This is a genomic window from Deinococcus detaillensis, from assembly GCF_007280555.1.
GTDB classification, from domain to species: domain Bacteria; phylum Deinococcota; class Deinococci; order Deinococcales; family Deinococcaceae; genus Deinococcus; species Deinococcus detaillensis.
The window spans coordinates 1-12247 of the sequence record NZ_VKDB01000045.1 but is presented as its reverse complement, the minus strand read 5'-3'; the positions used below and the strand labels follow the sequence as shown (position 1 = coordinate 12247).

Sequence of the window (12247 nt, the reverse complement as noted above, 5' to 3'; positions counted from 1 at the left end):
ATAGAGCACTAATCCGCTGGAGTCAGCGCTTCACTTTGCGCAGAAGAACGGCCTTTATGCGCCGCGCTGACCAGCACGAAGACCAAGATTAAACCGCTCAGGCCCAAGGTCACGACACCCGTGCCCAAACCGATTCCGCCTTGACTATGCGGCACCGCCACCCAATCGGCAAATGAAGCGCCGACAGGCCGCGTGATGACATACGCCCACCAAAAGGCCAGCACGGGGCTGAGATTAAGCCGCACACGCAACAAGACTGGCAAGGCCATCAACGCCGCGAATAACAAGCCGGAGGTGAGCCAGCCCAGACCCAGCGTGCGGGCCGTAAAATCTCCGGCGGCGGTGCCCAGCGCAAACGTCGCCAGCACGGCAGCCCAGTAAAACAGCTCGCGGCGGCGGGTGGTGATACTGTGAATGGATAGGGTACCCTCTGAGCGCTGCCAGAGGGTAAAAATCACTCCAAGCGCCAGCAAAAAACCAATTGTGGAAGCCCAATACGGTACACCAAACCCAACATGCACGGCGTCGGCGGCCAGCGTACCGAAGACGCTGACCATGATGACGGCAAACCAGTACAGCGGCGCGGCGTAGCATTTGGCACGGAGTTGCAGCGCCAGAGCAACTATAAACACGCTGCCGGTGAGAGCGACGGCGGGCAGCGGCCCCAAACGGTGCGCCAGAAAGTCCGACGCAGTTTCGCCCATGCCGGTACTCAGCACTTTGATGATCCAAAATGATGTGGTGATGGCCGCGACTTTGCTCAGCGGGGAATGGCTCAGTGGCGAGTGTGTCTGTGAATCTGGACTGCTCAAAAAAGGAAACGTCACGGCTGGCAGCTTAAAAGGCTCAGGTAACGCTGAGGTATAGCGGCGACTTCACCCCGAGTTGTCTAGAATGACGAAATGTCACTTTTCTCTACTGGCCGCCGGTTGCTCGTTTCCTTTGCTGTGCTGGGTGCCTTGGCACTTCCCGCGCAAGCCGCCCAAGTCAGCTTGGGACTTCAGGCCAACGCCACTTTGAGTTCAGTCGGCTTTGGCGCTCATACAACAGTCGAGACGCCCCTCAATGCTGCTGGTACTCTGCGGCTGCGCGGCAGCGTGGAAGGCAATCTGAATTTGGGTGGCGTGCCTGACATTTTGCTCGACGTGTCCCTTATCCAGCGCTACGACGCTTTTTATGTCGGTCTGGGTGCGGGTTCGGGTGTGGCTTTCGATTTTGTAGATCACGGCAGCAGCTTTCCGGGCATCGTGCTTTCGCCGATCTTTTTGGCCAATGTTCACGGCATTCTGGGCACCACGCTCAGCGGCGGCACGACGGTGGAAGGCGTGCTGCGGGTTGGCGCAGTGCCGCGTCTGGAAGCGCGGGTCAGTTTTCCACTGCGCTGAACACCCAGAGTCCGATGCAGCGGGCACGTTCGCTTGGGTCGCCAGCATTCCGCCTGCTTAAAGAAGTTTCGGGGCGCAGTAGTCTATCAACACCTGATCACTGAGTTTGATTTCAATCCACGCGTTCCAAGTCAGGCCGTCATTGCGGCCACCAGCCCCGGCCAAGGTCACGGTGTTGTAAATGTATTGGAGGCTGGAGCCAAAGCTTGAGTCATCCTTGCGACTTGCACCGTCGGCTTGGGCCACCCCTCCATACTACTGAGGCCATGGAAAATCCCCCTCAATTTTCCGGCTTCGTAGAGGTACGCGGAGCGCGGGAACACAACCTCAAAGACCTCTCGTTGCGGGTGCCGCGTGACGCGCTGGTGGTGTTCACTGGCGTGTCCGGCTCGGGCAAGTCCTCACTGGCCTTCGGAACGCTGTACGCCGAGGCGCAGCGGCGCTACCTCGAATCGGTCTCGCCGTACGCCCGCCGCCTGTTTCACCAAGTGGGCGCACCTGATGTGGACGCCATCGAGGGCCTGCCCCCCGCCGTAGCCTTACAGCAGCAGCGCGGCGCACCCACCGCCCGCTCCTCGGTGGGCAGCGTCACCACTCTGTCCAATCTGGTCAGGATGCTGTACTCGCGTGCCGGAACATATCCGCCGGGACAGGGCATCGTTTACGCTGAGGGCTTCTCGCCCAACACGCCCGAGGGAGCCTGCCCGAACTGTCACGGGCAGGGCCGGGTCTACCAGGTCACAGAAGCCTCGATGGTTCCCGATCCATCGCTGACCATCCGTGAGCGGACGGTGGCCGCTTGGCCGCTCGCCTGGGGGGGGCAGAACCAGCGCGACATCTTGGTGTCGCTGGGCATCAACGTTGACCTGCCGTGGCACGAACTGCCGCCCGAGACACGCGAGTGGATTTTGTTCAGTGATGAGCAGCCGGTGGTGCCGGTGTATCCAGGCCTGAGTCCTGAGGAAACCCGGCGGGCGGTGAAGCGCCAGCTCGAACCCAGCTATATGGGCACCTTCAGTAGCGCCCGGCGGCACGTGATGCACACTTTTGCCAGCACCGAGAGCGCGGCCATGAGACGCCGGGTGCAGACCTACATGATCGCGGCGGAGTGTCCAGTCTGCCACGGCAAACGGCTGCGACCGGAAGCGCTAGCGGTTACGTTCGCGGGCCACGACATCACCGAATTCTCGCGCCTGCCGCTCAAGCAGGTTTCTGCGTTGCTGCGCCCCTACGCCGCCGGTCAGGAGAACGCGCAACTCGCTCAAGACCAGCCCGCGCAGGCCATCGCCCGGCAGCGGCTGACTGAAGACCTGGTCGCCCGGCTGGCTGTGTTGCTGGACTTGGGGCTGGGGTACTTGCAACTGGAACGCTCGACCCCGACCCTCTCGCCCGGCGAACTACAGCGGCTGCGCTTAGCCACCCAGCTGTATTCCAACCTGTTCGGCGTGGTGTATGTGCTCGACGAGCCGTCCGCTGGGCTGCACCCCGCCGACACCGAGGCGTTGCTCACGGCACTGAGCGGTCTGAAGGCGGCGGGCAATTCACTGTTCGTCGTCGAGCATGATCTGGATGTGGTACGCCGCGCCGACTGGCTGGTGGATGTCGGGCCGGGAGCAGGGGAGCAGGGGGGCGAAATCCTCTACAGTGGGCCGCCAGAAGGGTTGCGGAACATAAAGAACTCCAAAACTGCCGAGTACCTCTTCAGGGCAGCTTCCCAAGAAGCGCGTCAGCCGCGCACGCCTTCTGGCTGGCTGGAACTGAACGGAGTGACGCGTCACAACCTGAACGATCTCAGCGTCCGGTTTCCGCTCGGAGTGCTGACCTGCGTGACCGGCGTCTCGGGTTCGGGCAAATCCACCCTGGTCAGTCAGGTGCTGGCCGAGACGCTGGCCGCCCACCTCGGTCAGGGAAACGTGGAGCAGGCCAGTGGGTCACATGGGTCACAAGATGAGGAAGACCTTGGAGACACCCAATCGCCCGCCACCACCGCACACCTGGGGGGCGATGTGGCTGGACTCTCACGGCTGGTACAGGTCAACCAAAAGCCGATTGGCCGCACGCCCAGAAGCAACATGGCGACCTACACCGGCTTGTTCGACCACGTCCGCAAGCTGTTCGCCGCCACCCCGCTGGCCCGGCAGCGCGGATACGGTGCGGGGCGATTTTCCTTCAACGTCAAGGGTGGGCGCTGCGAACACTGTCAGGGCGAGGGCTGGGTCATGGTCGAGCTGCTGTTCTTGCCCAGCGTGTACGCGCCGTGTCCGGTCTGCCACGGCGCGCGCTACAACGCCGAGACGCTGGAAGTGCAGGAGCGGGGCCGCACCATCGCCGAGGTGCTGGGCATGACGGTGGACACCGCTTGGGACTTCTTCAAGGATGACCCGGCGGTGTTCCGCAGCTTAGACACCCTGCGCGAGGTGGGGCTGGGCTACTTGCGGCTGGGGCAGCCCGCCACCGAACTCTCGGGCGGCGAGGCGCAGCGCATCAAGCTGGCCACCGAGTTGCAGCGTGCTGGACGGGGGCAAACGCTGTACATCTTGGATGAGCCCACCACTGGCCTGCACCCCGCCGACGTGGAGCGCTTAGCCCGCCAGCTTGAGCGGCTGGTCGAAGCCGGACACACCGTGATCACGGTGGAACACGATATGCAACTGGTCGTGGGCAGCGACTGGGTGATCGACGTCGGCCCCGGCGCAGGCGACGAGGGCGGCAGACTCGTGGCGCAGGGCACGCCCCAAGAAGTAGCGCGGACGCAGAGCAGCCGAACCGCGCCCTACTTGGCGCTGGCGCTCGGCGAAGCGGGGCTTACAGATCGTTTGAAGTGATGAGTCGGCGCTCAGACTCCGCAGTCTGGGCACCTGACAAGAATTCCCTTCACCCTTACCCGCATCTCAATTTTTCCGGTTTAACGTAAGCTCTGAGTTTCAGCGCCGGCACTTTCCGCACGGCGGCAGGTTAGTTGACGGTACTGAGCTGCCGACTCGCTTTCTGGCGGTACATCCGCCGGTCACTGACGCGCAGCAAATCACCGGATGTCTGCGCGTCATGTGGCAGCCAAGCGACGCCGCAACTGGCACTGGCGGCCTCGAACCCGGCGGCGCGAACCGCGTCCAGTGCCCCAGTCAGCCGCTCCAGCAACGCTGGTGTGTGAAAAGGGGCCGCGCCGATCACCGCGAACTCATCGCCGCCCAGCCGGTAGACCCCGCCCAGCGGAGCAAATGCCTCAGCGGTGCAGCGTGCAAAAGCAGTGAGCAGGCGGTCTCCAGCGGCGTGTCCCTGCGCGTCGTTGATCAGTTTGAGGCCGCCCAGGTCAAGAGACATCACGAACATGCTAGTTCCGTCTTGTGGCTGCCCAGCGCATTTCGCTTCCAAGTCGGCCTCAAAGGCGCGGCGGTTGGGTAACTGGGTCAGGCTGTCGGTCAGCGCCATACGCTCCATCTGCCGGGCGACCTGCTCCGCCTCACGGCGGGCCACGTCCAGCTCGCGGCTGCGCTCGACCAGCAGCTGCTCGAACACCGCCAGCATGTGGCTGGCATCCTCGCCGGGCATAAATCTGGCTTCACTACTCAGGTCAGGGTCATGCCGGGCGCTACTCTCCTCGGTCAGCACCTGCAGGGCCACTTCTACCACCTGAGGATCGAAATGCTTGCCTGCCTGTGCCTGCACTTCCCGCAGCGCTTCTTCAGCGCTCCAAGCCCGTTTGTAGGGCCGAGCCTGAGTCAAGGCGTCAAACACGTCGGCCACCGCCACGATCCGGCCCGTCAGCGGAATGCCGTCGCTGGACAGTCCCTGCGGATAGCCTTGGCCGTCCCAGCGTTCGTGGTGGGTCAGGGCGATTTCTTCAGCCAGCCGCAGCAACTCGGATTGCCCGCCCGACAAAATACGTGCGCCGATCAGAGTATGGGTCTGCATCTGGCTGTATTCTTCTTGGCTCAATTTGCCCGGCTTGAGCAAGATGGTATCGGGAATACCGATCTTGCCGACATCGTGCAGGCGGGCGGCGATGCCCAGCACCTGAGCACGTTCCTCGGGCCAACCCAGCGCCTGCGCCAGGCGGGCCGCCGAGCGCCCTACCCGGCGGGTATGCTCGCCGGTGGTGTCGTCGCGGTACTCGGCGGCCATTGCTAGGCGGGTCACGACCTCGTGCTGGGCGCGGGCCAGTTCCGAGGTGCGCTCCGTCACCAGCTGCTCAGCGGCTTGCCGAGCGTCTTGCTCGACCTCGGTTCGCAGACGGTAAACGTCGGTTTCGTGCCGGGCACGCTCGACTTCAAACTGCACCATGAACTTGCGAACTTGCCGCTCGCGTTGCTGGCTAAAAAGGTCGCGCTCGGTGGAGCGCAGTGCCCGTAGATGAAGCGCGGTCTGCGTCCACTCGCCCCGGGTCTCAAACAAATCGGCCAACGCCAAGTGTGCTTGAGCCAGTTCTTTCGGGGCGTGCTGCTGCTGGGCGAGTTCTAAGCTGCGCCCGAGGTTTGCCTCCGCCGCTGCATTTTCGCTAAGAGCGTGCTGCACTTGCCCTAGGTGCAAGTGAGCGTCGAGTTGGCCCTGCTCGTCACCAGTCTCCAGGGCTATCTCCAAGGCCGCTTGATGCAGGGCTTGGGCTTCCGGAAGGTCGCCCTGCTTGGTCCGCAGACTGCCCAGACTGTCGAGAACAGACGCCTCCTCTAGCCGGTAATTGTTTGCTTGACTGATTTCAAGCGCCTGTTCTAAGTGGGCGGCGGCCTCAGAGAATTGATCGCCATCAAGGTAAAAGGTGCCCAAGTTCAAGGTGATTCGGGCTTTCATCAATTCGTCATCGCAGCGATTGGCAGCCGCTAGAGCCGCCTGTGTCACTTCAATGGCCAGAGCATTCTCGTCATTGAGGTGGTGGAGACGCCCCAAACTACTTAAGATAAATGCTTCGGATCTGGGATTTTCAATGGCCGTCTGATGCAAATGGTAAGCTCGCCGTAGAGTCGATACGGCAGTGTCGTACTGGCCCTGCCAAGTTTGGATATTGCCGATATTACTTAAGACTCTTGCCTGGGCCTGAACATCGCCCAAGCTGATCCAAAGCGCAAGAGCCGCTTGTGATGCTTTCAGTGCGTCGTCTACTTGTCCGCGTGCGTGGTAAACGCCGGCCAAATGGTTAAGCGCAGTGGCGTGCAGTTGCTGCCCGGCCGGATCGTCACTGCCCTTTACCTGAGCAATGGCTGCGTTCAGATGGGTCTCGGCGTCGTCTAAACTGCCCAGATTCGAGCAGATTTCGCCTGCCAGATTGTGCGCCTGCGCCGCACCGAGCGCGTCTTCATCTGCCGAAAAATCGGCAGCGGCCCGCTCCAAGCTCTGCAAGGCGGCAAGCAGTTCACGGATTTCGATTTGCACCTGACCGAGCAGCAGGTGACTGCGGGCCTGCGCCAATCCTTGGCCCTCTGTGAAGCGTAGATAATCGCTTGCCACCGACAGGGCCTGCTGAGGCGCGGCGGTGATCAGCGCCTGCACCGCGTTCTCGAAGGCCTGGCACTGCGTTTCAAAGGTCAGGTTTTCCGGCGCGTGTCCGAAGGGGGGAAGCGGCTGGGTGCGGCGGATCAAGGCCCGCTCCCCAGTTCGCTCCACCCAAGCGTTACCCATGTCTTCACTTCAGCGCCTCCTCTCCCGCGCTACTTGAGGCTGGCTCTAAGGAACGCCGTCAGATTGAGCCGCCCCTTTTCGCCCAGCTTGCCTTTGTAGGCTTTGTTGAGATCGTTGGCGTAGACGTCGTCGGCGCTACTGATCAGGGTGTTTTCGAGATCTTTGAGCTGCACCTTGAGTGGCTGGCCCAGCGCCAAGGCCAGCGAACCCGAAGCCATCGGCGCGGCCATCGACGTGCCGCTCCAAGCCGCCATCAGCTCGCCGGGTGCGGGCGCGTAGACATTTTCGCCGGGGCCGACCACTTCGAGTTTGTCTGAATAGTTCGAGAAGCTCGACTTGCGGTCGCTCAGGTCGACGCTGCCGACACTCAAAGAGAAATCAGCAGCGTTGTCATCAGCCGCCAAAGCCGCCGGATAAGTGATCTTGTTGCTGTTGGCGTTGCCCGCAGAGGAAACGACCATCACATTCTTGGCAGTGACCTTATTGATGGCGTCTTGTACAACTTTGGATTTCTCGGTGCTGCCGAGACTCAAGTTGATGATGTTGGCTCCTTTGGCCGCTGCCCACAAGATCGCCTGCGCGATGGCGGACACGTCGCCGGAGCCGTCTGGCCCCAGAACCCGCAGCGGCATGATCTTGGCCCCAGACGCAATTTGCAGCACGATCCCTGCGACGTTGGTGCCGTGGCCGTAGCCGCCGGTGCCCAGTGTGCCCTCGTCTTGCGGCACAGTGTCACCGGCGTAGAAGTCGTACCAAGTGGATGGGTCACTCAGCGATCCCTGAAAGGCTGAGTGATTCAAGTCTAGGCCGGTATCGATTACGGCCACCGTGACGCCTGCGCCCAGATTGGGGGCCAGCGCCTGAGCCGCTTGCAGGTTGATCTTGGTCCACAGAGCCGTGTTTTGAGGTAAAAATGAATATTCTCCGCTGGCCCAGACACTTCGGGAGCCCCCTGACCAGGCCTGAATGTCCCCGCTGGCCCAGACACTCCGCGAACCGCCCATAGAAGCGGTCAGTGCGCCGCCGCCGCTGAACACATCTTTGTTGCGCTCAATAAAGACTGGGCGGGTGGCGGTGCTGCTGAGCGCCTGCATAGCGGCGGGCGAGCGGTTGAAGCCGAGTAAGGCCACGCAATCGGTTTCGCCCAGGCAGTCGTTACCGGGCCAAGTGACGACGGTGCCGCCGAGCTGAGTTTCCAGCGCTGTGCGGCTGTCTCCGGCCTCTAGCGGCACCGAAACCACGTAGTCGTAACGCGGCGCACTGTGACCAGGCAAATTGGCAGTGCTCATCGTCTGTGATTGTGAGCAGGCCGATAAAAGACCGACAGTCAAGAATAAGCCGGGAATCAGTCGTTGTATTGGATGCATAGGAGTCCTCCAGATAAAGCGTGCGGGCGATCATTAGTGCAGCACTTCACTTTACGAAAAGAGAGCTTACAAATTTCTGATGAGAAGAAAGTCATGAATAGTTAGTAGGTCGGGTGGTCATTTATGAAGGTAGGACTTCTATTGTGAGGGGAGCATAAATTGATTACAACTCCGCTGCGTTGAACAGAACTCTGTTTCACCCATCAGCTTTTGCCGCCTCCGCCTGTTCGAAGTGGCAAGACTGTCTGCGTTGCCGTTGTGGCTGTGATATGCCCCCCTAAAAGTGGACGAAGCTGATTAGAGTCATCCGGATCTCCCCGGCAGCGCAACAAGGGCTTCCTTAGTGCGCTCCGGAAAGCGAGGATGACTTATGAAAGCAGGAACATTCACCGAAGAGCAGATCATCGCCCTCCTTCAAGATGCCCAGAAGGGTGCAAAGACCGTAGAGGAGCTGTGCCGTGACCTCGGATGCAGTACCGCGTCCTTTTACCTCTGGAAGAGACGCTACGGGGACGCCAGTGTCGTCGAAGCCAAATGGCTTCGACGGCTGGAACGTGAGAACGACCGACTCCTGAAGATCGTGGGGCAACAGCACCTGGAGATCGAAGGCCTGTGGGAGGTCTTGGCAAAAAAACGTTAGCGTCTCCCGAGCGCCGGGAAGCCGCACAATCCCTGACCAAAAAAGGTGTTCGGATCCACCGAGCTTGCGAGCTGCTCTCCCTGCCTCGCTCCTCACTGGCGTACCAGGCACATCCCCGGCACTGCGTATTCTCACGCTATCCGGCCAGCAATTATGATTTTATCCGGCAGGTCAATCTGAATCATCCGGCGGTCCTGTTCGGCGCACGAGACTCCACGGTCATCCTGAAGGATGACCAAGAAGCGTGTGACGATGCGAAAAATACGGGAAGTCCTGCGACTCAAGTTCGATCTCCATTTCAGCGACCGGGACACCGGTCGCAGCGTCAAGATGGCCCGCAGTACCGTGCAGGAATATGTCAAGCGCGCTCGGCAAGCTGGCCTGACCTGGCCGTTGCCTGCCGAATTGACTGATCTCCAGCTCGAAGTTCTCCTCTTTCAGAAACCCGATGAGGTGGCCAGTCGGGCTCGTACCGAGCCTAACTGGGCCTACATCGACCGGGAACTGCATCGCAAAGGGATGACCCGGCAGCTCCTCTGGGAAGAACATCACCGGCAACACCCAGAAAGCGTGCAATACGCGACGTTCGCTCGCAACTACCGCGCCTGGAAGGGCACTGTCGGTCTGTCGATGCGGCAGGTCCACCGGGCGGGGGAAGCGCTCTTCGTCGCCACGCTCGGGGCCAGCGATTACACCTACGCCGAGGTGACTCGCACCCAAAGCAGCGAGGACTGGCTGTCCTCACACGTCCGTCCGTTGCATTTTTCGGTGGCGTGCCCGAAACCATCGTGCCCGACAACCTCAAGTCGGGCGTGACCCACCCCAGCCGCTACGAACCGGATCTCAACCGCGCATACGCCGAATTCGCCGAATATTACGGCGTTGCGTTTCTTCCAGCCCGGGTCCGCAAGCCCAAAGACAAGGCCCTGGTGGAATTACACGTACAGATCATCGAGCGGCGACTGCTGACCCCGCTGCGGAACCAGGTCTACTTCAGCGTGGCGGCCGCCAATGAGGCCCTGTGGCCGCTGTTGCAGGAACTCAATCTTAAACCCTTTCAGAAGCGGCCTGGAAGCCGCTTCGAACTGTTCACCGAGCTGGATCAGCCCGCGCTGCGCTCCCTCCCGGCCCAGCCTTTCGAGATTGCCAACTGGAAGCGCACCACCGTCGGGCTCGACTACCACGTCGAACTGGCGGGACACCATTACAGCGTGCCGTACCGGCACGCGAAGACGTCGGTCGATCTGCGACTCACGCCCAATCTGGTCGAGGTGTTCCTGAATAGCGTGCGGATCGCGGTGCACCACCGGGTGCTAGACGCGTCCAGCACCCATATCCGGCAGACCACCTTGAAGGAACACATGCCGCCCCACCATCAGCGCGTCGGTGAGTGGACGCCCCAGCGCCTCCGGACGCGTGCCGATGAGGTCGGTCCCGGCACAGTGCAGTTGGTCGAGGCGCTGCTGACCGCTGGGCACCCTCCAGAACAGTGCCAGAGGTCCTGCCAGGGACTGTTCAAGCTCGCACAGGCGTACGGCGCTGAGCGGCTGGAAGCGGGCAGGCGTGCTCAAGCGCGTCCGTTCTGCCCAAGACGCCGCGTGCTGCCGGGCAGTGTTCTTGCAGGCCTACAGCTACCGCAGCGTGGAATCCATTCTCAAGCACCACCTGGACGAACTTTCACTCGCGCCGGAAGATCCGGCACCACGGGTGGTCGACCACGCCAACGTGCGCGGACCCGCTTATTACCGCTAGGAATCAACCGAGATCCCGGTGGCGCTCGCTGATCGCGACTTCGACCCCACGCTGAACTGAGGTTTCTATGCTGCCACACCCGATTACTCACCAACTTCGTGAACTCAAACTCGACGGGATGGCTCAGGCCGTTCAAGAACAGCAGGAGCAGCCCCAAGCGCGTGAACTCAGCTTCGAGGAGCGTCAGACGCTCCTCGTGGATCGGGAACTCGCCCACCGCGATGGCCGCACCACCCAGCGCCGCTTGCTCGCCGCCCGTCTCAAGGTCCAGGCCGCCCTGGAGGACGTCGATACCAAACACCCGCGCGGCCTGGACAGCAAGCTGCTGCGGACCCTCGGAGAGGATCTGTGGATCAGGGAGAAACGCGGAGTGATTATCACCGGTCCTACCGGGGTCGGCAAGACTTTCATCGGTTGCGCGCTGGCCCACCAGGCCTGCCGGAAGGGCTACAGCGCCCAGTACGCCCAGACTGGCCGACTGTTGCAGGAACTGATCCTGGCAAAGGGGGACGGACGGTATCTGAAGCTGCTGGCGCAACTTGTCAAAGTTCAGGTGTTGATCCTGGATGACTGGGGACTCGATACCCCGTCGGCGGATGGTCGACGCATTCTGCTCGAGATCCTGGACGACCGGTATGAACGCGGCTCAACCATCATCACGAGTCAATTCCCCACGACCGTCTGGCACGAGAACCTCGGTGATCCGACCCTAGCGGACGCGATCCTTGATCGCGTCCTGCATCACGCCTACCGTATCGAGCTCAAAGGAGAGAGTCTGAGAAGGAAAGACCGAAAAGTGACCGCAGTGAAGCCTGAAGTCCTAGACTGATCTCAGCTCGTGACCAAACGGGACGTGGCCGGATACCCATCAGAATGGGGTGCCGGATAAATCATAATTGGGTGCTGATCACACCAGAATACGCACTCAAGGCCGCGTTCAAGACCTTTGGCAGCCCGACGATCCTGCGTAGCGACAACGGTCCAGAATTCATCGCCCATGACCTGGGCGCATGGCTCACAGCACAGGGAGTGACCAAGAGGCACATCGCTCCAGGGAAACCCTGGCAGAACGACATCGCAGAGAGCTTCCATTCCAGACTCCGCGACGAACTGCTGAACGTGGAGATCTTCTTTTCACCTGAGCACGCCCAGGTGCTTATTGACGCCTGGCGTGCCTTTTACAACGGTATTCGGCCGCATTCTTCGTTGCAGTATCGGACGCCCGACGAGTTCGCTGCACTTCACTCGGTAACTCAACCTTCGACCACCGCAGTACACTCACCATGAAACGGGACTCTAATCAGCTTTGTCCATAAAACTGGACCGTGCCAGCTGAGCACATCTCCTGCCAAAATCGGCCTGCGTGTCGCTGTTGGGCACTCACAAACTCATGTATCTGGAGTGAACCCAAAGCGCAGGACCAGCAGGCAAGTCACTTCTAGGCTGGATGATAGCGGGCGGCGAACTCGGCAGGTGGGACGTAGCCGAGACTG

At 61.2% G+C, this 12247-nt stretch carries 11 protein-coding genes; 7 read left to right on the top strand and 4 right to left on the bottom strand.

Annotated elements, in window-relative coordinates; all coding sequences use genetic code 11:
- Positions 1-8: 8 nt before the first annotated feature.
- Positions 9-827, bottom strand: coding sequence for a COG4705 family protein (locus tag FNU79_RS18115; RefSeq protein ID WP_225430170.1), 819 nt, complete (start codon positions 825-827; stop codon positions 9-11).
- Between the two features lie 75 nt (positions 828-902).
- Between FNU79_RS18115 and FNU79_RS18110 the strand changes: the two genes are divergently transcribed.
- Positions 903-1385, top strand: coding sequence for a hypothetical protein (locus FNU79_RS18110; protein ID WP_143722203.1), 483 nt, complete (start codon positions 903-905; stop codon positions 1383-1385).
- Between the two features lie 57 nt (positions 1386-1442).
- On the opposite strand, the gene FNU79_RS18105 is transcribed toward FNU79_RS18110, so the two are convergent.
- Positions 1443-1631 (bottom strand): hypothetical protein, encoded by a 189-nt coding sequence (locus FNU79_RS18105; protein WP_143722202.1) that lies wholly within the window; start codon positions 1629-1631, stop codon positions 1443-1445.
- 20 nt (positions 1632-1651) lie between these two features.
- Between FNU79_RS18105 and uvrA the strand changes: the two genes are divergently transcribed.
- The gene (uvrA, locus tag FNU79_RS18100) at positions 1652-4210 is read left to right on the top strand and encodes an excinuclease ABC subunit UvrA (protein WP_143722201.1); all 2559 of its coding nucleotides are present in this window, start codon (positions 1652-1654) and stop codon (positions 4208-4210) included.
- Between the two features lie 130 nt (positions 4211-4340).
- Here uvrA and FNU79_RS18095 read toward each other — a convergent pair whose 3' ends face one another.
- Together FNU79_RS18095 and FNU79_RS18090 are read right to left on the bottom strand one after the other, a co-directional pair.
- Positions 4341-6995 carry an HD domain-containing phosphohydrolase gene (locus FNU79_RS18095; protein WP_143722200.1) on the bottom strand — a complete coding sequence of 885 codons (2655 nt, stop codon included), beginning with the start codon at positions 6993-6995 and terminating at the stop codon, positions 4341-4343.
- A 29-nt stretch (positions 6996-7024) separates the two neighbouring features.
- Positions 7025-8284: a S8 family serine peptidase gene (locus FNU79_RS18090; RefSeq protein WP_143722199.1), complete on the bottom strand. Its 1260-nt coding sequence runs from the start codon at positions 8282-8284 to the stop codon at positions 7025-7027.
- Positions 8285-8732: 448 nt separating this feature from the next.
- On the opposite strand from FNU79_RS18090, the gene FNU79_RS18085 reads away from it, so the two are divergent.
- The 5 genes from FNU79_RS18085 (at position 8733) to FNU79_RS18070 (ending at position 12041) form a co-directional block, all read left to right on the top strand.
- Positions 8733-9002, top strand: a complete 270-nt coding sequence (locus FNU79_RS18085) for a transposase (protein ID WP_143722198.1) — start codon at positions 8733-8735, stop codon at positions 9000-9002.
- Positions 9003-9233: 231 nt separating this feature from the next.
- Positions 9234-9818 (top strand): hypothetical protein, encoded by a 585-nt coding sequence (locus FNU79_RS19555; protein WP_225430169.1) that lies wholly within the window; start codon positions 9234-9236, stop codon positions 9816-9818.
- Positions 9776-10786, top strand: coding sequence for a Mu transposase domain-containing protein (locus FNU79_RS18080; protein WP_225430168.1), 1011 nt, complete (start codon positions 9776-9778; stop codon positions 10784-10786). The genes FNU79_RS19555 and FNU79_RS18080 overlap by 43 nt, the downstream gene beginning before the upstream one ends.
- 35 nt (positions 10787-10821) lie before the next feature.
- Positions 10822-11583, top strand: a complete 762-nt coding sequence (gene istB, locus FNU79_RS18075) for an IS21-like element helper ATPase IstB (RefSeq protein WP_143722197.1) — start codon at positions 10822-10824, stop codon at positions 11581-11583.
- 71 nt (positions 11584-11654) lie between these two features.
- Positions 11655-12041, top strand: coding sequence for an integrase core domain-containing protein (locus FNU79_RS18070; RefSeq protein ID WP_185974805.1), 387 nt, complete (start codon positions 11655-11657; stop codon positions 12039-12041).
- Positions 12042-12247 lie beyond the last annotated feature (206 nt).

Coding starts and splice junctions, on each gene's coding strand:
- FNU79_RS19555 (WP_225430169.1), top strand. CDS start 9,234: ATGACCAAGAAGCGTGTGACGATGCGAAAAATACGGGAAGTCCTGCGA.
- FNU79_RS18095 (WP_143722200.1), bottom strand. CDS start 6,995: ATGGGTAACGCTTGGGTGGAGCGAACTGGGGAGCGGGCCTTGATCCGC.
- uvrA (WP_143722201.1), top strand. CDS start 1,652: ATGGAAAATCCCCCTCAATTTTCCGGCTTCGTAGAGGTACGCGGAGCG.
- FNU79_RS18090 (WP_143722199.1), bottom strand. CDS start 8,284: ATGAGCACTGCCAATTTGCCTGGTCACAGTGCGCCGCGTTACGACTAC.
- FNU79_RS18110 (WP_143722203.1), top strand. CDS start 903: ATGTCACTTTTCTCTACTGGCCGCCGGTTGCTCGTTTCCTTTGCTGTG.
- istB (WP_143722197.1), top strand. CDS start 10,822: ATGCTGCCACACCCGATTACTCACCAACTTCGTGAACTCAAACTCGAC.
- FNU79_RS18085 (WP_143722198.1), top strand. CDS start 8,733: ATGAAAGCAGGAACATTCACCGAAGAGCAGATCATCGCCCTCCTTCAA.